This window comes from Mesorhizobium sp. P2_D1, from assembly GCF_056404455.1.
Genome location: NZ_JBFUDZ010000001.1, coordinates 321740 through 344192, shown reverse-complemented (window position 1 = coordinate 344192; position 22453 = coordinate 321740). Strand labels below are relative to the sequence as shown.

General features: G+C 63.8%; 21 protein-coding genes. 8 read left to right on the top strand and 13 right to left on the bottom strand.

Annotated features, from left to right (window positions below):
- Positions 1-123 precede the first annotated feature (123 nt).
- Together AC1D0I_RS01675 and AC1D0I_RS01670 are read right to left on the bottom strand one after the other, a co-directional pair.
- The gene (locus AC1D0I_RS01675; RefSeq protein WP_477392634.1) at positions 124-495 is read right to left on the bottom strand and encodes an endonuclease domain-containing protein; all 372 of its coding nucleotides are present in this window, start codon (positions 493-495) and stop codon (positions 124-126) included.
- Between the two features lie 91 nt (positions 496-586).
- Positions 587-1651: a TadE/TadG family type IV pilus assembly protein gene (locus AC1D0I_RS01670; RefSeq protein WP_477392632.1), complete on the bottom strand. Its 1065-nt coding sequence runs from the start codon at positions 1649-1651 to the stop codon at positions 587-589.
- A gap of 455 nt (positions 1652-2106) precedes the next feature.
- Here AC1D0I_RS01670 and lepA point away from each other — a divergent pair, with 455 nt between their 5' ends.
- The gene (gene lepA / locus AC1D0I_RS01665; RefSeq protein ID WP_477224817.1) at positions 2107-3912 is read left to right on the top strand and encodes a translation elongation factor 4; all 1806 of its coding nucleotides are present in this window, start codon (positions 2107-2109) and stop codon (positions 3910-3912) included.
- 529 nt (positions 3913-4441) lie between these two features.
- Positions 4442-4954 carry a hypothetical protein gene (locus AC1D0I_RS01660; protein WP_477392631.1) on the top strand — a complete coding sequence of 171 codons (513 nt, stop codon included), beginning with the start codon at positions 4442-4444 and terminating at the stop codon, positions 4952-4954.
- A 170-nt stretch (positions 4955-5124) separates the two neighbouring features.
- Here AC1D0I_RS01660 and AC1D0I_RS01655 read toward each other — a convergent pair whose 3' ends face one another.
- The 7 genes from AC1D0I_RS01655 to AC1D0I_RS01625 all read right to left on the bottom strand — a co-directional run bounded on the left by AC1D0I_RS01655 (position 5125) and on the right by AC1D0I_RS01625 (position 14412).
- A complete protein-coding gene (locus AC1D0I_RS01655) occupies positions 5125-6765 on the bottom strand; it encodes an ABC transporter substrate-binding protein (protein WP_477392629.1) in 1641 nt (546 codons plus the stop codon).
- Positions 6766-7172: 407 nt separating this feature from the next.
- On the bottom strand, positions 7173-8129 hold the full coding sequence (locus AC1D0I_RS01650; RefSeq protein WP_477392628.1) for an alpha/beta hydrolase: 957 nt from the start codon (positions 8127-8129) through the stop codon (positions 7173-7175).
- Positions 8129-8809, bottom strand: a complete 681-nt coding sequence (locus tag AC1D0I_RS01645) for an isochorismatase family protein (protein WP_477392626.1) — start codon at positions 8807-8809, stop codon at positions 8129-8131. Before AC1D0I_RS01645 ends, AC1D0I_RS01650 begins: the two co-directional genes overlap by 1 nt.
- A gap of 253 nt (positions 8810-9062) precedes the next feature.
- Positions 9063-10367, bottom strand: coding sequence for a M24 family metallopeptidase (locus AC1D0I_RS01640; protein WP_477392624.1), 1305 nt, complete (start codon positions 10365-10367; stop codon positions 9063-9065).
- A gap of 159 nt (positions 10368-10526) precedes the next feature.
- Positions 10527-11498: a GlxA family transcriptional regulator gene (locus AC1D0I_RS01635; protein WP_477392622.1), complete on the bottom strand. Its 972-nt coding sequence runs from the start codon at positions 11496-11498 to the stop codon at positions 10527-10529.
- A gap of 293 nt (positions 11499-11791) precedes the next feature.
- Positions 11792-12976: a trans-sulfuration enzyme family protein gene (locus AC1D0I_RS01630; RefSeq protein WP_477392621.1), complete on the bottom strand. Its 1185-nt coding sequence runs from the start codon at positions 12974-12976 to the stop codon at positions 11792-11794.
- Complete coding sequence (locus tag AC1D0I_RS01625) at positions 12973-14412, bottom strand: pyridoxal-phosphate dependent enzyme (RefSeq protein WP_477392619.1); 1440 nt, start codon at positions 14410-14412, stop codon at positions 12973-12975. The genes AC1D0I_RS01630 and AC1D0I_RS01625 overlap by 4 nt, the downstream gene beginning before the upstream one ends.
- Positions 14413-14712: 300 nt before the next feature.
- Here AC1D0I_RS01625 and AC1D0I_RS01620 point away from each other — a divergent pair, with 300 nt between their 5' ends.
- Entirely contained in the window at positions 14713-15045 is a 333-nt protein-coding gene (locus tag AC1D0I_RS01620) for a hypothetical protein (RefSeq protein WP_477305543.1), read from the top strand.
- On the top strand, positions 15042-15689 hold the full coding sequence (locus AC1D0I_RS01615; RefSeq protein WP_477392617.1) for a cysteine hydrolase family protein: 648 nt from the start codon (positions 15042-15044) through the stop codon (positions 15687-15689). The genes AC1D0I_RS01620 and AC1D0I_RS01615 overlap by 4 nt, the downstream gene beginning before the upstream one ends.
- Positions 15690-15697: 8 nt before the next feature.
- On the opposite strand, the gene AC1D0I_RS01610 is transcribed toward AC1D0I_RS01615, so the two are convergent.
- Positions 15698-16045, bottom strand: coding sequence for a winged helix-turn-helix transcriptional regulator (locus tag AC1D0I_RS01610; protein ID WP_477392615.1), 348 nt, complete (start codon positions 16043-16045; stop codon positions 15698-15700).
- Positions 16046-16168: 123 nt separating this feature from the next.
- On the opposite strand from AC1D0I_RS01610, the gene AC1D0I_RS01605 reads away from it, so the two are divergent.
- The gene (locus AC1D0I_RS01605) at positions 16169-16939 is read left to right on the top strand and encodes a type 1 glutamine amidotransferase domain-containing protein (protein ID WP_477224809.1); all 771 of its coding nucleotides are present in this window, start codon (positions 16169-16171) and stop codon (positions 16937-16939) included.
- 4 nt (positions 16940-16943) lie between these two features.
- Here AC1D0I_RS01605 and AC1D0I_RS01600 read toward each other — a convergent pair whose 3' ends face one another.
- Together AC1D0I_RS01600 and AC1D0I_RS01595 are read right to left on the bottom strand one after the other, a co-directional pair.
- Positions 16944-18278, bottom strand: coding sequence for an FAD/NAD(P)-binding protein (locus AC1D0I_RS01600; protein WP_477392613.1), 1335 nt, complete (start codon positions 18276-18278; stop codon positions 16944-16946).
- 28 nt (positions 18279-18306) lie between these two features.
- On the bottom strand, positions 18307-18756 hold the full coding sequence (locus AC1D0I_RS01595) for an RrF2 family transcriptional regulator (RefSeq protein ID WP_477392611.1): 450 nt from the start codon (positions 18754-18756) through the stop codon (positions 18307-18309).
- A gap of 893 nt (positions 18757-19649) precedes the next feature.
- On the opposite strand from AC1D0I_RS01595, the gene AC1D0I_RS01590 reads away from it, so the two are divergent.
- Positions 19650-19838 carry a hypothetical protein gene (locus tag AC1D0I_RS01590; RefSeq protein WP_477392610.1) on the top strand — a complete coding sequence of 63 codons (189 nt, stop codon included), beginning with the start codon at positions 19650-19652 and terminating at the stop codon, positions 19836-19838.
- An 8-nt stretch (positions 19839-19846) separates the two neighbouring features.
- Here the strand turns inward: AC1D0I_RS01590 and AC1D0I_RS01585 are convergent, their stop codons facing one another.
- The gene (locus tag AC1D0I_RS01585; RefSeq protein WP_095083869.1) at positions 19847-20032 is read right to left on the bottom strand and encodes a hypothetical protein; all 186 of its coding nucleotides are present in this window, start codon (positions 20030-20032) and stop codon (positions 19847-19849) included.
- A 309-nt stretch (positions 20033-20341) separates the two neighbouring features.
- Here AC1D0I_RS01585 and AC1D0I_RS01580 point away from each other — a divergent pair, with 309 nt between their 5' ends.
- Together AC1D0I_RS01580 and AC1D0I_RS01575 are read left to right on the top strand one after the other, a co-directional pair.
- The gene (locus AC1D0I_RS01580) at positions 20342-20701 is read left to right on the top strand and encodes a septal ring lytic transglycosylase RlpA family protein (protein WP_457151069.1); all 360 of its coding nucleotides are present in this window, start codon (positions 20342-20344) and stop codon (positions 20699-20701) included.
- A gap of 313 nt (positions 20702-21014) precedes the next feature.
- Complete coding sequence (locus tag AC1D0I_RS01575; protein WP_477392608.1) at positions 21015-22292, top strand: polyhydroxyalkanoate depolymerase; 1278 nt, start codon at positions 21015-21017, stop codon at positions 22290-22292.
- Positions 22293-22453: the final 161 nt, after the last annotated feature.

The following is a 22453-nucleotide window of genomic DNA, read 5'->3' as shown; positions in this document are numbered from 1 at the left end:
CGCAGCGCCGAGACGGATGAGGGGTGTTGGACGGAATGAGGCGTTGGTGCTTTCTGGACCACCCCTCATCCGTCGCCTGCGGCGACACCTTCTCCCACAAGGGGAGAAGGGAAGGCGGCGCCCTTACCGCCAGGGCTGCAGACTTGTGTCCCGCACATAGGCGATGATCGTATCGCAGACTGCGTTCAAGTCCTTCAGAACATCGTCGTTCCAAAAGCGCAGGATGCGAAAGCCTCGTGCCTTTAGCTCAGACTTGCGGATCCGATCAGAATCCGATTCCGCGTGCTGGCTGCCATCGACCTCGATGATCAGGCCAGCTTCAACGCAAACGAAATCGGCAATGTATTTTCCGACAGGGACCTGGCGCCGAAATTTTATTCGATCGAGCCTGCGGTCACGCAGTTGATGCCACAGCCTGTCTTCCGCCTCTGTCATTTCGCGTCGGAGCGAACGGGCAAAGCTGCGTTTGGCAGGGGAGACGGGTTGATGCGGCATAGCGCCAGATTAGCCGGCCGTTGCGTTCCGTCCAGCATCCGTCTCGGCGTCGGGCGCCGATCCACCGCCCTGGGTGAGTCTCGCGCCCCGCCTACTGCGTCAGCATCGTCTCGGAGGGCCGCTTGTTGAAGTCGCACTTGCCGGTGACGGTGTAGAAGAAGTCGGCATTGGAGGCTGGTGCCGGCACCGCATTGCCGCCGTCCTCCCAGGCCTGATAGCCCGGAATGCCGCAGGGCACGATGCTGAAGATGTCGACGTTCTGCCCGGTCGCGATCTCCGTCAGGCCGTTCGCGCTCACCCCATTGTAGAGCCGGTTGGAGGTGTTCGGATCGTTCGACATCAGCTTTGTCGGGTTGCCCGATGGCACGTCCATCTGCAGGTAGAGACCGCTCATCTGGCTGACATCGATCACCGCGCCGGAGCCAGTGGAAGGATACATCGTATCGACGCAGTAATATTTCGTACCACTCGCATCGGTCTTGACCGACACTCCGTTCGGCGGATTGTTGCCGACGGAGCAGACCTGCTTCTGGACCATCGTGGTGACGTCCTGGCCGCCCGAATTGGTGATTGTGTTGACGGTGGTGGTGCCGTAGCCCTTGGGATCCTTGGTGTTGCCATAGGTATAGTTGATCGTCATCAGCGGTTTGGCCACCGTGGCACCGAATTGCGTGCCGTAGAGCGTCATCGTCTTGTTCCAGTAACCTGACACCCCGGTTACCTTGAAGGTGGTCTGCACCAGCGCCGGCGACTTGCTCACCGCCGACGCGACGGCGACCGGCACAGTGTTGATCCTGGCGATCTGCATGAAAACGGTCGGCATGGAATAATTTGCCGTGGCCTGCGCGGTGGCGGTGCCGTCAGTGCCGACCACGAAACTGTTCAGCGTCGCGGTGGCCCCCGTCGGTGCACCATTGGCGGCGAAGGAATCCTGCAACACCACCTGGCGCTGCGCCAGCGTCGAGGTCGTCGCCATCGTGGTGATCGACAGGATGCCGGCATCGAGCGCCGATTGCATGTCCGACCTGGTCTGGACCGCCGAGGTGTAGTCGACCGAGAAGCCGATGGCGGCAATAATCGGCATCATGGCGAAGATGAGGATCGGCGTGAACGAGCCGCTCCTCGACCTGACAAACCTGCCTGCTAACCCCCGCATGTCGTGATCCTTACAAACGAATATCTCCACGGGCTAACATGGCAGTCACGAATATTGCTCTAACGCACTTGGTTAAAATTTATCGACTTTCCGCGACATCCCCCGATAAAGCCGACAAGTTCCCGCGCTTGTAGCGGTAACCACCGTTCTCCGGACGTCGGCGCCGCCCCTCACCTGCCTGCCGGCATCCTCTCCCCGTATAGTGACGGGGAGAGGGCATTGTCATCGCCGGTTTCGCCAATCACCAGCGTTGCAAGACGAGCGCCGTCGTTGCGGTCAGCCACTTCTCCCCGTCACTATACGGGGAGAAGTGCCCGGCAGGGCGATGAGGGGCGGCGGCGACTTCGACAATTGGTGGTTTCCGTCACAGATTGGACCTGTCAGAGGTTTGAGGCGCTTGCCCCCGCAGCGGTACAGCGCTTGCCGCAGCAACAAGCCCCTGCTAAAGCGCCGCCATGAGCACGCCCCTCGACCACATCCGAAATTTCTCCATCGTCGCCCATATCGACCATGGCAAATCCACGCTTGCCGACCGGCTGATCCAGCTGACCGGCGGGCTGGAGCTGCGCGACATGAAGGAACAGGTGCTGGACTCGATGGACATCGAGCGCGAGCGCGGCATCACCATCAAGGCGCAGACCGTGCGGCTGAAATACCGTGCCAACAATGGCGAGGACTATATCCTCAACCTGATCGACACGCCCGGCCATGTCGACTTCGCCTATGAAGTGTCGCGCTCGCTGGCCGCCTGCGAGGGCTCGCTGCTGGTGGTCGACGCCTCGCAGGGCGTCGAGGCGCAGACGCTGGCCAATGTCTACCAGGCGATCGACAACAACCACGAGATCGTCGTGGTGCTGAACAAGGTCGACCTGCCGGCCGCCGAGCCCGAGCGCATCCGCGAGCAGGTCGAGGAGGTGATCGGCATCGACGCCTCCAACGCCGTGCTGATCTCGGCCAAGACCGGCTTAGGCATTCCCGACGTGTTGGAGGCCATCGTCCACCAATTGCCGCCGCCGCGCGAGGGCGACGCCACGGCCCCCTTGAAGGCGATGCTGGTCGACAGCTGGTACGACGCCTATCTCGGCGTCATCGTGCTGGTGCGCATCATCGACGGCGTGCTGAAAAAGGGCCAGACCATCCGTATGATGGGCACCGGCGCCAAATATTTGGTCGAGCGCACCGGCGTGTTCACGCCGGCCCGCATCAATGTCGACGAGCTCGGCCCCGGCGAGTTCGGCTTCTTCACCGGCTCGATCAAGGAAGTGGCCGACACCCGCGTAGGCGACACCATCACCGAGGACAAGCGCGCCACCGCCAAGGCGCTGCCCGGCTTCAAGCCGGCACAGCCGGTGGTGTTCTGCGGCCTGTTCCCGGTCGACGCCGCCGATTTCGAGGATCTGCGCGCCGCGGTCGGCAAATTGCGCCTCAACGACGCTTCCTTCTCCTATGAAATGGAAACCAGTGCGGCGCTCGGCTTCGGCTATCGCTGCGGCTTCCTTGGCCTCTTGCATCTGGAAATCATCCAGGAGCGGCTGGAGCGCGAGTTCAACCTCGACCTGATCGCCACCGCGCCGAGCGTCGTCTACCGGCTGCTATTGACCGACGGCTCGATGAAGGAGCTGCACAACCCGGCCGACATGCCCGATGTGGTGAAGATCTCGGCGATCGAGGAGCCGTGGATCCGCGCCACCATCCTGACGCCCGACGACTATCTCGGCGGCATCCTGAAACTCTGCCAGGACCGGCGCGGCATCCAGGCCGACCTGTCCTATGTCGGCAAGCGCGCCATGCTGACCTACGATCTGCCGCTCAACGAAGTCGTCTTCGATTTCTACGACCGGCTGAAGTCGATCTCCAAGGGTTATGCCTCGTTCGACTACCACCTCACCGACTACAAAGAAGGCGACCTGGTGAAGATGTCGATCCTGGTCAATGAGGAGCCGGTCGACGCGCTGTCGATGCTGGTGCACCGCACGGCGGCGGAAAAGCGCGGAAGGCAGATGTGCGAGAAGCTCAAGGAGCTGATCCCGCACCATCTGTTCAAGATCCCGATCCAGGCCGCCATCGGCGGCAAGGTCATCGCCCGCGAAACCATCTCGGCGCTGCGCAAGGACGTGACCGCCAAATGCTACGGCGGCGACGTCTCGCGCAAACGCAAGCTGCTGGACAAGCAGAAAGAAGGCAAGAAGCGGATGCGCCAGTTCGGCAAGGTGGACATCCCGCAGGAGGCGTTTATCCAGGCCTTGAAGATGGGGGATTGAGAAGCCGGTCGCCTATCTGCTGACAGACCTAGTGAAGCTTGTTGTCTTCAAATCTCCGCAAGCTCGCAGCCATTTCAGGATCAAGTATGATCCCTGTCCCAGAACGGATTGGTGGCGCTCGGCTGTGTCGGCTTCGGGCTGTTCATGATGTGCGGGGCGTTTGACTGCAGCTTTCAGGTGTGCTGGACGCACACGGCTTTCCCGATCATCGCGCGGACGACACCCAGTTCCCGCAATAACAAATGATGCCAGGGAAGGTTGGTACGAGTCCGCACCAACCCTGAGTTGGTTGATCCTGCAGCGCCGGAGCGGTAGAAAAATCGGGCGGCGGACCTTAATCAGTTCGCCAGTGGCCGGCGCGGGCTCAGGCAGCTGCCCTCACCGGCATTCGCGCCGGCCATTTTGCCCCGCCACTGGATCGCCAGAGGCAAACGGTAACCTCTCGACACTCTGCTTCGCTTTCGCACAGCTCCCTTTGAGAATGCACCGCGTGGGCGTATCCTCCGCACGGCTTGGGGGAGACATAAAAATGCGTTCCAATCTGGACACTGTTGCCGCGATCGGCCTCGCCATCGGTGGCGCCTTGGGAATTGCCGGCACTTTCGTCGCGAGCGACGCGCTGCGCGAATCGCTGTGGGCGATCGACGGCGTGGCCCTGGTGGTGGCGACAGCGCTGCTGACGATGAAGTATCAGCGGCTGGGCAATGACTGCGTTGCGGCCGGGTTCCTGACCTTCCTTGCGGGCGAGAGCCTGCTGCTTGCCGGCAATGCGGCGGGCCTGCAGGCCAGCGTTCCCTCCTATGCCGGCGGCATCTCGCTTTGGGCGGCGGGGCTGGTCATGGTCAGCGCGCCGAATACTTTTGCGATCTGGATGCGGCTCACCGCCATCGTGGCTGCCGTGCTGTTTGTCGCCTCGGTGGGCATGATCCTGTGGGGCACGCCCTTGCTGCCGACCTCGTCGCCGCTGCCCACCGCCGGCTATCCGTTCCTGGTGCTGACCTTCATCGGGTGGATCTGGACCTTGGTGAGGCCTGGGCGGTGAGCGGCGTGCCGCGCTGTTGATGTATCGCCAAGCTGGAACACCCTCACCCGTCTTGCCGCTTTGCGGCAATCCACCGCCCTGGGCGAGTCACGGGCCTCGCCCGCCCTTCAGTCCCACAGGGGGAGAAGGGAAGATCAGCGGTGGCTTGGGGATTGTCTCGCCCGAAAAGCTCAGCCCTCAATCCACACCTTCTCAAAGTGCTGCTCGAGCGCCTGGTGCTGTTCGCAGCCTTCGATGCCTTTGCGGTAGGTACGGTAGACGGAGCGCCAGTAGGGTTGGATGATGATGCCGGACTCGCGCAAATTCTGCTCGATCTTGGCCATGATCTCCTTGCGTGCTTTGGCGTCGGGCATCGCCAGCGCCTTGTCGAGCAGCATATCGAATTCCGGATTGGCGTAGGCGCTCTCGTTCCAAGCGGCGCCGGATTTATAGGCCAGCGCCAGCACCTGGACGCCGAGCGGGCGGCCGAGCCATTCGGTGCAGGAGAAGGGGTATTTGCTCCAGTCGTTCCAGAAGGTGGCGGCCGGCAGCACGGTGCGCTTGATCTTCAGGCCGGCCTCGCGCATCTGCGCGGCGATGGCGTCGCCAGTGCTCTTTTGCCATTCGACCTCGACGGAGATGAGGTCGAACTCATGGTCGGCCTTGCCGGCCTCGGCGAGTAGTTTCTTCGCCCCCTCCACGTCGCGCTTGGCCGGGCCGATGTCGGCATATTCAGGGTGCATGGGGCCGACATGGTGGTTGTCGGCGGGCTTGCCGCGGCCGTCGAGGCCGAGCTTCAGCACGGCCGAATTGTCGACGGCGAGCTGGGCGGCGCGGCGCACCTTGGCGTCGTCATAGGGCGCGTTGCCGACATTGAAGCGGGCGACGATGGTGGAGCCGGTGGCGATCTCGGAATTCTTCAGCCCCATCTTGTCGGTCTGCGAGACGGCATCGGAGGCGGTCTCGTGGTCGGTGTCGATCTCGCCGGATTCGAAGGCCGACAGCATGGCGTTGGGATCGGAGCCGTAGTCAACCCATTTGATGCCGTCCAGCCAGAATTCGCCCTTCCACCACGGCTTCTCCTTGCGCTTCACCTCGGCGCCGGTCTCAGCATTCCAGCTGACCAGCTCGCACGGGCCGGTGGTGATGGCGAGCGCCTTCAGCGGGTCGCCGTCGCCCTCATAGGAGCGGTGCATGATCAGCGCCGGGTAGTCGGCCATGCCGGCGATCAGCGAAATGTCGGGTTTGGGCAGATTGAGCTTTATGGTGAAGTCGTCGACCTTCTGGATGCCGCCATCGACCAGCTTCTTGGTGTCGGCATTGACCAGCGCGCCCATGCGCGCGGCGACCGAATTGCCGGCTACCGAGGCATCGCACCAGCGGGTGAGGTTGTGGATGACATCATCGGCGTTGAAGGCATCGCCGTTCGACCAAGATATGCCCTTGCGCACATGCAGGGTGAGCGTCCTGGCGTCGTCGCTGGCCTCCCAGCTTTCGAGCAGCCAGGGCTCGAAAGAGAAGTCGGTGTTCCAGCGCACCAGATATTCGTTGCAGTGACGGGCGACGTTGGACATTTCGACGCCGTCGAAGGTGCGCGGGTCCTTGAATCCCTTGACGTTCATGGCGACGCGCAAGGTGCCGCCGCGCTTGGGCTCGGCGGCACGGGCCGGGGTGGCGGCAAGGCCGCCCAGCGCCAGTGCGCCGGCGGCGCTAACGCCGAGGCCGGCCATCAGCGCGAGATATTCGCGGCGGTTGATGCCGCCCTTTTTGAAATCGTCGGCGACGGGTTTTGCCCGGGGGTGCAGCTTCCGGTCGGTCAGCATGAATTTCATCGTCGTTCCCTCTTGTTGGGCGCCCCGGCCGGTCGACAGGCGCGGGGGGCGGACGCGACCGCCGGGGCGCCATTGCCTGAGAGGCGAATGATAAAGCGGGGTGACGTTGGGGAGTGTTCGGTTTTCCGCAATGATTGTGCGGTGCTCCGCAGGGGGAGGCCGTCTGAAAATTGGCGAAAGCGAACGCGACAGCCAATCTCCCCCCTTGAGGGGGAGATGTCCGGCAGGACAGAGGGGGGCGCTGTCCCGCCAGCCTCTCAGCCAATTCCAGCTGCGCCCGCGACGGATTCAAGGTGTACAGAAGGACAGAAGCGTGGCGTTCCTTCACGCCCCCCTCTGCCCTGCCGGGCATCTCCCCCTCAAGGGGGGAGATTGGCGCCGCCCCGTTGGCGCCTCTCCTCAGTCGCTCAATACGGCCACTCACCCCGGCCCATCGCCGCAACCGCCGCAATAATCCGCGCAAATGCCTGCGCCGCCGCCGGTACCGTGTTCCGGGCGCGCAGGAAGCTGTGCACGAGGCGGGGCTCCTCGTGCCAGAACGCCTTGCCGCCGGCGGCCAGAATGCGGTCGCGGTAGGCTTCGCCATCCGACGACAGCGGGTCGCATTCGGCTGACACGATCACCGTTGGCGGCAGGCCGGAGAAATCGCGGCCGCTCAGCGGCGAGAAGGTCGGATCGTCAGGCGGTTGCACCTTGGTCGAGCGGACGTCGCGGTAGAAGGCGACATCGTGCAGCGAAAGCAGCGGCGCGTCGGCGTGCTCGACATAGGAGCCGGCGCGCTCGTCGCCGTCGAGGCCGGGATAGATCAGCACCTGGCCGATCGCGGCGCCACGGCCTGTCGCCCGCGCCACCCCTGCTGCGAGGTTGCCGCCGGCGCTTTCGCCGCACAGCACCAGCGGCAGGCCGGTGGCCGCTGCCGCCCATTCGAAGGCGGTCATGGCATCGTCGAAGGCGGCGGGGTGGACATGCTCCGGTGCCAGCCGGTAGTCGACCGACAGCACGTCGAAGCCGGTGCCGGCGCAGATCTCGGCGCAGATGTCGTCATGGCTGTCGAGCCCACCGAGGATGAAGCCGCCGCCATGATAATAGACCACCATCGCCGCTGCCGCCTTGCCGGCAAGCTGGTAGCGGCGGACCGGGATGTCGCGGCCGGCGGCGGCGATCAGGCCGTCGCTGGCCCTGACTCCCGGCGGGCGGCCCTGGTGGAAGGCCCGGCACATCCTGTCGTATACGGCGCGCTGCTTGTCGATCGGCAGGCCGATGATCTCGGGCGGATACCAGGCGTTGACCGCATCGATATAGGCCCACAAAGCCGGGTCGAGCCGCGTTTCGTATTTGCCGCGCCTGATGCTTGATCCCGCCATCATAGCTTGGCGTAGAGCTCCGCCGCGTTTTCAAAAGTGAAGCGCAGCGGCACCGAACCTTCGACCTGCCAGGCGGTGACGCTCTCACCCGCCAGCAGCCGGCAGGCGCCGTCGGTGTCGGTGACCGCGCCGCCATAGAGCCGGTTGGCGAGGTTGAGAATGCCGGTCTGGTGCATGGCGGTACTGCCGCTGCCGCAGGCATCCTTGACCAGCAGCACGCGAAAGCCCTTGGCGACGGCATCCTTCACGGTGGCGTCGATGCAGGCCTCGGTCCAGACGCCGGCGACGACCAGCCATTCGATGCCGACCGACTTGAGATCCCGGGCGGCCGGCCCGGTGCGGAAGGCGCTGGCCTCGGCCTTGATCAGCAGGGCCTCGTCCTTGGCGGGCGCGACCTCATGGCAGATTTCGGTCAGCGGGTCGCTTTTGTCGGAAAAGGCCGACTTGCCGTCGGCACCGAGCGGATGAAAGGGCCGATCCTGTTTGTCGATATCGACGATGTAGGCCCAGTGGTAGAGCGGCACATGGTTTTGCCGCGCCGCCGCCTGCAGGCGCTGGACATTGGCGAGGATGCCGGCAAAGCCCTCTACCAGATAGCGCGGGTCCTGCCTGTGCTCTTCCTGCAGGTCGATGAACACCGCGGCCACCGTGCCGCGCTTGAGGGCGATGGGGGTTTTCATGCGGATGTGCCTGGGTTCCTGGTCATCGCCGTTCTATTGCAAGCCGTGGGGGAAGCCTCCCCGACTTCGTCATCCACGGGCGAAGCGGGAGCGAAGCGGACGCGCAGACCCGAGGATCCATGCCGTGTCGTTGATCGACGGGTGCAGCGGAGCAGATTCCGCACCGTAGCAGCGCGCTTAGGTCGCGGCATGGATCCTAGGGTCTGCGCCGCGTCGCTACGCTCCTTGCTCCGCCCTAGGATGACGAGGGATGTCAAACCTGCTTCTCCAGAAACTCATCCTCATAAGGAAAACGCGACAGGAGTTCGATGCCGGTTTCGGTGATCAGGATCTCGTCCTCCAGCTTGACGCCCTCGCGGCCGCCCTTCTCGCCGATATAGCTTTCCACGCTGACCACCATGCCTGGCACGATATGGCCGTCGCGGCCATAGGTCTCGTAATCCATGGCGTGGGCGATGAACGGCGTTTCGCCATGCATGCCGACGCCGTGCATGACCGAGGTGTAGCGCTGGTCGACGAAGCGGTCGGGGATTTTCCAGGCCTTCTCGGCAATCTCGCGGAAGGCCATGCCGGGCTTGACGACCCCGATGTTGTGCTGAACCTGGTCGTGCGCCATGCGGTAGAGCGACTTCTGGTAGGGCGTCGGCTTGCCCGGCCCGCAGCGGAAGGTGCGGGAGAAGTCGGAATAATAGCCGTAGCAGCCGATGGTGTCGGTATCGAGCGCCAACAATTCGCCGGGCCGGATCTTGCGGCCGCTGGCCTCGTTGAACCACGGGTTGGTGCGCTGCCCGGAGGTCAACAGCCGGGTCTCGATGAACTCACCGCCCTGGCGGATGACCTCGCCATACATGATGGCGAACAGGTCGTTTTCCGACACGCCGGGCTTGATCGCCTCGCGCACGGCATAGACGGCGGCCTCGGCGCCGGCCATCGACACCTGCAGGCATTTGACTTCCTCGGGCGTCTTGACCGCGCGCACGGCGAGGATCTCGCCCTGGCAGTCCCGGACCTCGCAGCCGCGCTTTTCCAGGGCGAGGGCCTGCAGATGGCTGCAGCGGTCGAGGCCGAGCTTCATCGAGCCGCCGCCATGCTGCTTCAAAAGCTCGGCGATCTCGTCGGCGAACGGGCCTGATGTCTCGTCGTCGCGGCCTGACACCGACGACCAGACCAGTTTGGAAGGACGCGCCTCGTCGATCGTGTCGAGCACCATCGAGACATGGTAGCTCTGCGGGTATTCGAACAGCACGATCGGCCCGACGGTGGGGATGAAGAAATAGCGGGTCGAGTTACGCAGGAAATAGCCGAACATGTTGCGCGAGCCGGTGGCGTAGCGCTGGTTGTAGGGGTCGAACAGCACGACGCCGCCATAGCCGGCCTCGCGCATCCAGCCGCGCAGTTTGGCCAGCCGGCCTTTTCGCAAGGCATCCGCATCGATGAAGGACGGCTCGGTATCGGACAGCCACATGCCGCCGGCCGGATCGGCCGCCGCCGGGTGGCGCATGCGATCCTTGAAGTCGACGTCCTCGGTGCTGTCAGGATCGAAAACGACGATGCTCATGGGTGTGCGGCCTTGGCTGGGTTGCAAGGGTTGACCATGGCGCATGAGGGGCGGAAGGATTGTGCGGAAAACCGCAGGGGTTATGCGGGATGCCGCTGGCAGTTAGTGCGGGGCGCTGGCGGGTGGGTCGGAACTCGACCTCGCGCCTAGTCCGCCACCCTAATGCCGTCTCGCCAACTTCGGCGGATGCCCGTGCTCCTCGCGAAAAGCCCGGGCAAAACTCGACATCGAGGCGAAGCCGCAGGCCAGCGCCACGTCGCGCACGGCGAGGGTCGAATGCGCCAAAAGATCGGCGGCGCGCTTCAGACGCAGCCGCCGGTAGTAACCGTTGGGCGAGATGGCGAGTTCGGAGCGGAAGGAGCGTTCGAGCTTGTCGGACGACACGCCGAGCCTGGCGGTGAGCTCGGCCATGCCGAGCCGCTCCTCGACCGCGTCCTCCATGATGGCGATGGCCGACAGCACCAGCTCGTTCTGGACGCCGGTGCGCAGGCGCAGCGGCATCATCTTGCGGTCGATGCTGGAGCGCAGCTGGCTGTGCACGAACCATTCGGCGACGCCGGCGGCAAGCTCGGCGCCATAGTCGCGGGTGATGATCTCCAGCATCATGTCGAGGCTGCCGACGCCGCCGGCCGAGGTGAAGCGCTTGCGGTCGATGACATAGAGGTCGCGCCTCAGCTCGATGTTGGGAAACGCCTCGGTGAAGGCGGCCTGGCTGGTCCAGTGCAAGGTGCAGGCATGGCCGTCGAGCAGGCCCGCGCGCGCCAGGAAGAACGCGGCATCCGCCACCGCGCCGATATGGGCGCCGTTGCGCAGGCTTTTGCGGATCCAGCTGGCGGCATCCTCGGCGACGAGGTGGTCGGCATCGCCGCCCGAGCAGACGACGATCCGGTCGACCTTCGGCGCATCCCCGGCATAAAAGCCCGGCTGGATGACGACGCCGTTCGAGGCCTCGACCGGCCCCGGGGTCGCCCCGACGATGATCCAGCGATAGCACTGCCGCTTGGCCAGCACATTGGCAGCGCGCAGTGGCTCGATGACCGAGCTGAACGCCATCATCGGAAAGCCGGGAAACACCAGCACGGCGAAGGTGAGGGGCGTCTCGGCGGGTTTTTGAGGGGCTTGCGCTGCCATGGGGCGCTACATTTCGGGCAGATGGGGTTCGGGGTCAACGGGGGTGGTGAACCCATATTGCGAGAGGTTGGCGCTGCCCCTCACCTGCCTGCCGGCATCCTCTCCCCGTATAGTGACGGGGAGAGGGACGCTGTCATCAATGGTTTCGCCAATCACCAGCATTGCAAGGATGGCGACGGCGTTGCGGCCAGCTTCTTTCTCCCCGTCACCATACGGGGAGAAATGCCCGGCAGGGCAATGAGGGGCGGCGCCGACATTGGTGAATATTCACGCGTGCGAGCTGCGGCGTGCCCTCACGCCCCCAGCGCCTGGTCCAGATCGGCGATCAGATCATCGCCGTCCTCGATGCCGGCCGACAGCCGCACCAGCGAATCCGAAATGCCGATCTCCGACCGCTTCTCGGCCGGGATCGAGCCATGCGTCATCAGCGCGGGATGCTCGATCAGGCTCTCCACCCCGCCGAGGCTTTCGGCCAGCGTGAACAGTTGCGTACGTTCGAGGAAGCGTTTCGTGCCGGCAAGATCACGGTCGAGCACGGCTGTGATCATGCCGCCGAAGGCGTGCATCTGCTGGACGGCGATGGCGTGCTGCGGATGGCTGGCGAGGCCGGGATAGATGACCCGGCGCACGTCCTTGCGGGCCTCCAGCCACTGCGCGATCTTGAGGCCGTTGGCGGAATGGCGCTCCATCCTGAGCGCTAATGTCTTCAGGCCGCGCAGCGCCAGAAAACTGTCGAAGGGACCCGAGATGGCGCCGATGGCGTTCTGCAGGAATTTCAGCTGGGCGGCGAGGTCCTTGTTGTCGCCAACGACGGCGACGCCGCCGACCATGTCGGAATGGCCGTTGAGATATTTGGTCGTCGAGTGGACGACGATGTCGATGCCGAGCTCCAGCGGCCGCTGGATGTAGGGGCTGCAGAACGTGTTGTCGGCGACGGTGAGAACCCCCTTGCGTTTGGCAAGGGCGGCGACGCCTTCGAGGTCGACGATGCGCAGCAGCGGGTTGGTCGGCGTTTCGACCCAGAGCAGTTTCGTCTCCGGGCGGATCGCCGCCTCGACGGCGGCAAGGTCGGTGAAGTCGACGAAGCTGACCTTGAGATCGGCCGAGCGCTTGCGCACCCGCTCCATCAGCCGGAAGGAGCCGCCATAGATGTCGTCGGTGGCGACGATATGGGCGCCGGAATCGAGCAGCTCGAGCACGGTGGCGATCGACGCCAGTCCCGAGGCGAAGGCGAAGGCTGCTGTTCCGCTTTCGAGGTCGGCCACGGCACGCTCGAAGGCGAAGCGCGTCGGGTTCTGGCTGCGGGCGTATTCAAAGCCCTTGTGCACGCCGGGCGACTGCTGGCCATAGGTCGAGGTGGCATAGATCGGCACCATCACCGCGCCGGTCAGCGGGTCGTGGCTCTGGCCGCCATGGATGGTCCGCGTCGAGAAGGCCAGGCGATTTTTGCCCGATGGTGGTGGTGTGTGGCTGGTCATCGTGCGCGCCTCAAATGGTTGATCAGGTCGATGCGGGTTATCAGGCCGACGAACTCGTCGCCGTCGAAGATGATGGCGACCTCGTTGCGGTCGAACACCGGCAGCAGCGCGTCGAGCGTCTGGCTGGCCTGTAGCGTATGCAGGCTGGAGGTCATCGCCGTGCGCACCGGGCCGTTGAAGCGTTCCCAGCGGCCGTCATAGGGGCCGTCGACATGGGCGAGGATGTCGCTCTCGTCGACGATGCCAATGAGCTTGCCATTGTCGAGCACCGGCAGCTGCGAGACATCGGAGCGGCGCATGCGGCCATAGGCATTGAGCAGGCTTTCGTCGGGACCGACATAGACGGTGTCGCCGGTACGGTGGGTGCGCATGACCAGGTCGCGCAAATCGCCATGCTGCTCGTGCTCGGCCAGGCCCTGTTCGGCCAGCCAGAAATCGTCGAACACCTTCGACAGATATTTGTTGCCGCTGTCGCAGACGAAGGTGACGACGCGCTTGGCGACCGTCTGTTCGCGGCAATAGCGCAGGGCGGCCGAAAGCAGCGTTCCCGACGACGAGCCGGCGAGAATGCCTTCCTTCGACAAGAGGTCGCGGACGGCCAGCATGCTCTGCTTGTCAGGGATGGCGTAAGCCTTTTTCACCAGCGACAGATCGGCATTGGGCGGCACGAAATCCTCGCCGATGCCTTCCACCGTCCAGCTGCCGGCCTCTTCCATCTTGCCGGTCTTGATCAGCGGCGCCAGCACCGAGCCGACCGGATCGGCGAGCACCATTTCGGTCTTCGGCGACACTTTGGCGAAGTAGCGGCCAAGCCCGGTCAGCGTGCCGCCCGAGCCGACGCCGACGACCACCGCATCGACATCGCCGCCGAGCTGCGAGAAAATTTCCGGGCCGGTGGTCGTCTCATGCGCCAGCGGGTTGGCCGGGTTGGCGAACTGGTTGGCATAGAAGGCGCCGGGCACTTCGGCGGCGATCTTCTCCGCCATGTCCTGGTAGTATTCGGGGTGGCCCTTGCCGACATCGGAGCGGGTCATGCGCACTTCAGCGCCGAGCGCGCGCAGGTGCTGGATCTTTTCGCGCGACATCTTGTCGGGTACGACCAGCACGATGCGGTAGCCCTTAGGGATGCCGACCTGGGCGAGACCGAGGCCGGTATTGCCGGCGGTTGCCTCGACGATGGTGCCGCCTGGCCTGAGCTTGCCCTGCCTTTCGGCGGCGGCGATCATCGACAGTGCGATGCGGTCCTTGATAGAGCCGCCGGGGTTCTGGCTTTCAAGCTTGATGAACAGCCGGCACTTGCCGGTGTCGAACTTGGTCAGCTCGACCACCGGCGTCTGGCCGATCAGGTCGAGAACCGACGCATAGGGTGGACGCAGGCGGGATGTTGCGCTTTCCGGGGGCGCACTGCCAGCCGCGGCGATCTTCTGCTCGCTCATATCGATGCTCCATGATCAAGCGACCGCCTCGGGGCAGAGCGGCAGCGTATCCTCTTTTCCAGCCCTTTGCAGTCGGAAAGAAGATAGATCGTGCCAATCAACCGGCCAGATGGAGAATGTCATTCCACAATCTGGCGGCGCCGCCCTGACAGACTGATGTCCTCGGCTCGGCCACCGATCGTTTCGACGCACCAACTCGTTCGTTGCGAGCCGCAATTTCCGCATGCTAGCCGGGAGGCATGAGGCGCCCTGATGCGGTCGCGCTGATGGCGTCGGGGGCCAAACGCAGGGAAACCTTCGATGAAGATCATTGCCTATGACAATTTCAAACCCGGCGTCACCATCGACGATCTGAAACCCTATCTGCGCGACGAGGTCTCGAACGTCTGGCGTCTTTGGAAGGCGGGGATCGTGCGCGAGAACTACGCACGAGCCGATGTCGGCGGTGTGATCATCGTCTTCGAGCTCGACAGCGTCGAGGCGGCAAGGCGCTACACAGACGATTTTCCGCTGTCGAAGGCCGGACTGCTGGAATGGCATTTTCTCGCCTTCGACGCCGCACCATTGCCGCTCGAATATCTGTTTGATCCCAGCGTCGACATCGCCCAACCCTGGGACCGGACGGTCGCATGATCCGGTCGAGCGAAGGGATCGAGATGCCAAACAGCCTGGCGGATTGGTGCGATCCGCGCCGCATGGCGCTGGTGATCTACGACATGCAGGTCGGCATCTGTCGCCAGATCACTGGGGCGGCAGCGATCGCCGAACGCACCGGCATGGCGCTCGAAGCGGCGCGCTCGGCGGGCATGCGGGTGGCGTTCACGCGCCATCTGTCCCTGCCGCGCAAATGGATGGGCGCAACCCAGCTGCGCACCGCCATGGCCTGGCAGCGGCGCGACAGTCCCGACACGGTCGAGCCGTGGTTCCCGCGCGATGCCGAGGCCACGGAAATCATCCCCGAACTGGCGCCACGCGCCGACGAGGCCGTGTTCGACAAGCTGACCATGTCGGCCTTCGATTCCACCGCGCTCAGCTTCGCCTTGCACGATTGCGGGGTGGGTGCCGTCGCGCTCGCCGGGGTGACGATGGAAATCGGCATCGAGCCGACGGTTCGGCAGGCGACCGACAATGGTTTCGTGGCGGTGGTGATCGAGGACGCCTGCGGCTTCGGCAACCGGGAAGCGCGCGACCGCTCGATGGCGACGCTGGGCTTTCTTGGCGAAGCCATCATTACCGATGTCGCGGGTTTTTGCGGCGCGCTCGCCGCTGGGAGATAGGCGCCTTGTTAGGCCTCGATCTCGGTGCGGAAGCGCACGCCGACAGCGCGTCCGTGCACGTCTCCCCAGTCATAGAGCGCCTGCAAGGTGGCTGCCAGATCGCGGCCGCGGTCGGTCAAGGTGTAGCGCCCCTTGCCATCGGGCGACGCCTCCAGCACGACAAAGCCGATGTCGACGAGATCGGCCAGCCGCTGCGTCAACATCTTGTCGGACAGCGACGGGATCGTACGCCGCAGTTCGGAATAGCGCAGCGGCTGTTGCTTGATCCGCGGCAGGATCACCGTCTTCCATTTGCCGCCGAGCGCATCGAGCGCGAACTCGACCGGGCAGCCGTAAAGCCTACCGCGTTGGGTCATGCACGCATGGTAGGCAAGGCCCGGCAGCGACGGAAGCAGAATTTGCCAGGCCATCTGGCCAGCTAGGCAGCGCAGGGCCGCGTCCGTATCAGTCGGCAGCAGGCCTTCAAAGGGAGAGCGGCGATGAGCGTGCGGGACGCCAATCCGGTCGATGCGAAGAACCCGAAGCGCGTGGCGATCGTCATCGCCAACCCGGCACTCTCGACCACGACCGGGTGGCCGGTCGGCTTCTGGTGGAGCGAGCTTACCCACCCGTGGTTCGCTTTCACCGAACGCGGTTATGCGGTGGAGATCTTTTCGCCCAATGGCGGCAAATGCGAGGCCGATGCGCTGAGCGACCCGCGCGATCCATCGGGCTATTCGCAGACCGACCTCATCTCGCTCGGCTTCATATCGAGCCCGAAACTCAGCGCCCTGGTCGACAACACATGGCCTGTGGCGGAGATCGAGGTCGAAAGCTTCGACGCGATTGTCGTCGCCGGCGGCCAGGCGCCGATGTTCACCTATGAGCACGCGACAGGCCTGCAACGGACGTTCGTCGCCTTCCATGAAGCCGGCAAGGTTGCCGCCGCTTTGTGCCACGGGACCGCGCTGCTGCGCTATGCCCGGCGCGCGGACGGATCGTTGCTCGTGGCCGGCAAGACGGTGACGGGCTTCGCCAATGCCGAGGAGGATTTTGCCGACAAGGCAACCTGGGAGATGGGCGCGCTCGAGCGCGGAAAGCATCTGATGCCGTGGCGCATCGAGGATGAGCTGAAGGCAATCGGCGCCAACTATATCCAGGCCGGACTGTGGCGGCCTTTTGCCGTGCGAGACGGCAATCTGATCACCGGCCAGCAGAATTTTTCAGGCGCCGAGACCGCACGCGCCGTTTGCGAGGCGCTGGGCGGCTAGGCTCCTAGCCCAGCAATCGCTTGCTCAGCCTGGCGCATTGAACACGGATGTCGGGAATGGCGTCGATCTCGAAGAAGGTGCCGCGCGTCAGTGGGCCGACGGCCAGAATCTTGGCGGACACGCCGCCGTCGCCGGCGATGATCTCGCAATTGGCTGACACGTCGAGGCCGATGCGCAGCGGGTCCGGCCGCGCCAGGCCGCGGTCGACCAGCGAGCGCACGACGCTGTTCGACGAGGTCGAGATGTCCCTGACGATGCCTGAGCAATCGTAGATGCGGGTGACCTCGAAGGTTTCGAGGCGCTGCGTGTGGCGCGACTGGATCTGAACCTTGAAGTCGCCGTTCCGGGCGATGTCGACGACGCGCCCGGCGACCAGGCGGATGCGGCCGGATTGCACGGCTTCGGTGACGCGGGCATAGACTTCGGGCGCCATGCGATGGCGGTGGATGTCCCACCAGGCCTTGGTGTGCTCGACAAAGCGGCGCTTGGCGGATGCGGGCCAGTTCTGCCAGATCTTCTGGTTGAACGGCCGCAAGCCGTCGACGACGTCGCGCCAGTCGATGCCGGCCTTCTGGTTCTCCTTGATCAGGTCGCGGAACCAGCCGACGAAATAGGACAATTGCGTGCCGAGCGGAATGTCGGCGACGTCGAGCTTGATCGGATTGCCCTTGCGATGCGGCGACGGCAGCAGGCCGCGCCGCGACACCGCGACGATGTCGCCACGATGGCCGCGCTGCTCCAGCGACAGGAAGGCATCGACCATGCTGAGGCCGGTGCCCAGCACCATGACTCGGCTGTCGGGGGCAAGTGCCGTGTCGGCTTCGGAGCCCATCCTGATCGCATGCCCCTGCGCCGGCTCCTCGTCATGGCCGGTGGCCAGCACGACGAGATGGGCGACGACGCTGGTGCCGTTGGCGAGCGCAACTTCGACGCCGGACGTGGTCGGCGTGATCGAGAGGCTCTCCTCACGGATCAGGCGCAACCGGCCGGTTTCGCGTTCGCGCGTTTCCAGCTCGTCGAGCAGTTCCTTGAGGTAACGGGCATAGAGGCTGCGCGGCGCGTAGACCGGCGCCTGGTCCGATGTCGCCAGGCCGCGCTCCAACAGCCAGCGCCAGAAATTGCCGGGATCGTCGGCATAGGCGCTCATGCCGGCGGCACTGACATTCAGCACATGCGCCGACAGCAGCGTGGAATAGGCGATGCCCTGGCCGAAATGCGGGCGCTTTTCGATCAGCGTGACGCGCAGATCGGGATTGGGCGATTTCAGGAGATGCGCGGCCATCACGACGCCGCTGGCGCCGCCGCCGACAATGATGATCGAGTTGGCGCGCCCGGTCATGCGCCCGGCCTCGTGCGAAGTGCGCGCGTCAGGCCTGGACCTTCACCACCACCGGCAGGTCGTCGACAGCCATGTCGCGCATTTCGGCGAGGCTGCGCTGGTCGAGCACCTCGGCGATCGCCTGCCGGACCTCGAGCATCAGATGTCGGACTTGGCATGTCGCCTCGTTGCAATCTTCACAGCGCTGGTACTGGGTGCGGCTGGCGCAAGGAATTGGCGCCAGCGGCCCGTCGAGCACGCGCACAACGTGGCCGACCTTGATCTCGTCGGCAGGCCGCGCCAGGCGATAGCCGCCCTCCTTGCCCTTGCGGCTCTGGACGAAACCGGCATTGCGCAGCTCGCCCAGGATGGCGTCGAGAAATTTCTTCGGGATGTTGTTGCCGGTGGCGATGTCGTTGACAAAAGCGAGCTGTCCGGCCGGCAGTCGCGAGAGGTGTACGAGCGCCTTGAGGCCGTACTTGCCCTTTTTCGTGAGCATGAAATCAAAATTTCTCTGTCATGCGACGGCGCGAAACCATCGGTTGCCAAACGCCCGACGTGCGACCCCGCCGCGTCCAAGCTGCCACGACACATAAATTCTAGTGACATGATGTACAAGCCAGCAGCTGTTGATTTTGCTTCGTTTTCAGGCGCAATAGCCATTTTGGCAGGCTTTTGTGCCCGCAGGGACATAGCCGCACGGCTTTGACGGCCCATGTGCGTTGTCAGCGATCATCGCGATACGGTGGCCGCTCATCGTCGCCTCCAGTTCCCAATGTCGATAAGATTACTATACTTACCCTCGAACACGCGGAACGGGTTTTTAAATCCACGGCTGTTTGAGGTATGGATTTGCCTGGAGATGGTCGCGGCGGGAATTCTCGTTCGTTCCCTGCGTCCAAGCTGTTGAGGCGGCCCCCGACTTGGTCATCCACGGGCGGAGCAGGAGCGAAGCTCCGTCGCGGAGACCCGAGGATCCATGCCGTGACATCCGTCGAAGAATGCAACGGAGGAGGATCAACGTCCGTTCTGTCGCCATCCCCTCCTTCTCTTCTGCATCGTAGCGGGGCTCTGGCATCACGGCATGGAAGCTGGTGGGCTTCATCAATCTCGAAGGACAGCCCGCTTGTCCGCTGCCGCACCGCACCACCAATGCATTTATTCTAACAAGCCCGTCCTGGCTGGAAGGATTTAACTCTACAAGAGCGATAGAATTAGCGGACTATCATAGGGCATTCCGGTTTTCTCTTTCCAAGAGCCCTTCATGTCCACCTTTTCGCGACGCATCATCCTGCTTTCGTCGGCAGCCCTTGCCGGTGCCGCCTTCCTCGGCCCGGTCATGGCCGACGACCTCAAGGCGGGAAAGGAATGATCGCAAAAGGGAGAATGACGATGACCCATTCCACCGCCGTGCTGTTCAGCCGTTTCGGCGCCTGGCTGCTGGGCCTGGCGTCCAATGACAAACGGACAAAAGAGGATGGCCCGCGATCGCCGGCGCCGGTGCGCTGGGACGCCGGGCGCGACCGCCTGCCGCCGCGTGACGAAAGTTTTTACTGGGCCTGGCAATACTGGTCGCAGTGAAGGGCAACTCACCCTGTAGAACGATTTGCCCATACCAGCCCGGCCATGCCGACCAGCATGGTGACGATGCCGGTATAGAGCCATTGCGACTGGCCGGTCATGAAGCTGCCGCCGACCACGCCGATGCCCTGCAGCGACCACAGCGCTCCGATGGCAAGCACGATCAACGCCAGCAGATTTTTGGTCAGTCTCATTGACGGATCTCCCTTTCGAAGTCGATCGGTTGCGGCGTGGTGGGCGCGATGAAAGAGCCAAAGGAAATGGCCCGAACGCTTCGGCCTCTACTTGGATATTGTCGGTCGATCTTGTCAAACAAGTCGCTGTAGTCGGCACGAAGATCATCGCCAATTGATCATTTGCCTATCGAAAATCCCTAACAGACTGTTACCCGGCGACTCCAAACGTGTGCCACTGCCATGGAACCGCCAGATGATTGCCGCATTTCACGCCTTATTCGACACCTAACGGCTGGGGACTGTCAAAAACGGAGCCATCCCCCAAATATGAATACGACAAAACAGACCGCGCTTGTCGCGGTAACGCTGGTTGCTGGCCTGATGGCCGGCGCATCTTCGGCAGCCGCCGCCGGCCAGTGCGGCCGTGCCTCCTGGTACGCCCTGCACTCCAAAACCGCATCGGGCGAGCGCATGAACCCGTCGGCGATGACCGCAGCCCATCGTACCTTGCCTTTCGGCACCAAGGTTCGGGTGACCAACCAGAACAACGGCCGCAGCGTCATCGTGCGCATCAACGATCGCGGCCCGTTCATCAGGGGTCGCGTGCTCGACCTGTCGAAGGGTGCCGCCGGCCAGCTCGGCTTCATCGGTTCCGGCCATACCGCCGTCTGCATGGCGCGCGTCTGATATTGCCATTGCCCGGACCATGATCTCTGGACAAAACGGTTTTCCGTTTGTCCGAGAAAACCGCAATCCACTTTTCGGGAATCATGGTCGGGTGTCCGGCGCAGGGCCAGACACATTTCTTACACACTTCGCGCCGCACAGTGAGCCGGCTGCGCCGTTCAGGCCGGATTTTCAAGGCTTTGGACGAAAGAAGCGTTAGTCACGCCACATGACGTATTGCATCGCAGCAATTAGTTGTTAACTTCCCCGCGAGACATTCAAGGCATGACGCTGCTCGTCGTCCCTTCAGTCGCAGGCAGCAGCGGGGTTCTCGATGTTCTACCAGCTCTATGAAATGAACCACGCCGCCATGCAGCCCGCGCGTCTCTATGCCGACGCGGTGCGAATGTTCTACACCAATCCGCTCAATCCGTTTTCGCATACATCATGGGGCCGCTCGGTCGCCGCGACCGCCGAACTGTTCGAGCGCACCACGCGCCGCTACGGCAAGCCGACATTCGGCCTCGACAAGACGGTGGTCGACTGGAAGAGCGTCGAGGTCACCGAGAAGACCGTGTGGTCGCGGCCGTTCTGCAATCTCCTCCGCTTCGAACGCGCCGTGCCCGCCGGGCGCCGGGCGGATCCGAAGCTGTTGATCGTGGCGCCGATGTCGGGCCACTATGCGACGCTGCTGCGCGGCACGGTCGAAGCGATGCTGCCCTATGCCGACGTGCACATCACCGACTGGGTCGACGCCCGTATGGTGCCGCTCGCCGACGGCAGTTTCGATCTCGACGACTACATCGACTACATCATCGACATGCTGCACGCGCTCGGCCCCGACACCCATGTGATGGCGGTGTGCCAGCCTTCCGTGCCGGTGCTTGCGGCCGTGGCGCTGATGGAGACGCGCGGCGACCCTTTCGTGCCCTCGACCATGACCTTGATGGGCGGGCCGATCGACACCCGTTGCAACCCGACCGCGGTCAATCTCCTGGCCGAGGAAAAGGGCATCGACTGGTTCCGCGAGAATGTCGTGATGCGGGCGCCGTGGCCGGTGCCGGGCTTCGGCCGCGAGGTCTATCCGGGCTTCCTGCAGCTGTCAGGCTTCATGAGCATGAATCTCGACCGCCACATCATCGCCCACAAGGACTTCTTCATGCACCTGGTGAAGCATGATGGCGACAATGCCGAGAAGCACCGCGATTTCTACGACGAGTATCTGGCTGTGATGGACCTGACGGCGGAGTTCTACCTTCAGACCGTCGACACCGTCTTCGTGCGCCATGCCTTGCCCAAGGGCGAGATGACGCGTCGCGGCACCCGGATCGATCCGTTCGATATCCGCAACGTCGCGCTGTTCACGGTCGAAGGCGAGAACGACGACATTTCCGGCCTGGGCCAGACCAAGGCGGCGCACGATCTGTGCCCCAACATCCCTGCCGACAAGAAGGCGCACTACATGCAGCCGGCGGTCGGCCATTACGGCGTGTTCAACGGCTCGCGCTTCCGCTCCGAAATCGTGCCGCGCATCGTCGACTTCATCACCAGCTATGGTCGCCAGAACCGCGTTGCGGTGAAGCCGAAGCTGGTCCGCGTCGCCAAAAGATAGGTCGCCGCAGCGAAAATCCGGGCAAATTGGCTGGCCAGCCGGCCAATTCTGTGCAGCGATTCTGTTGCACAAGTGCCGCTGTCCTGCCCCTCGGGTAACCATGCTATCAATCCGACCGTCGTCGTAATTGACACGGACTGTAAATCCCCTTTAACCTTTCG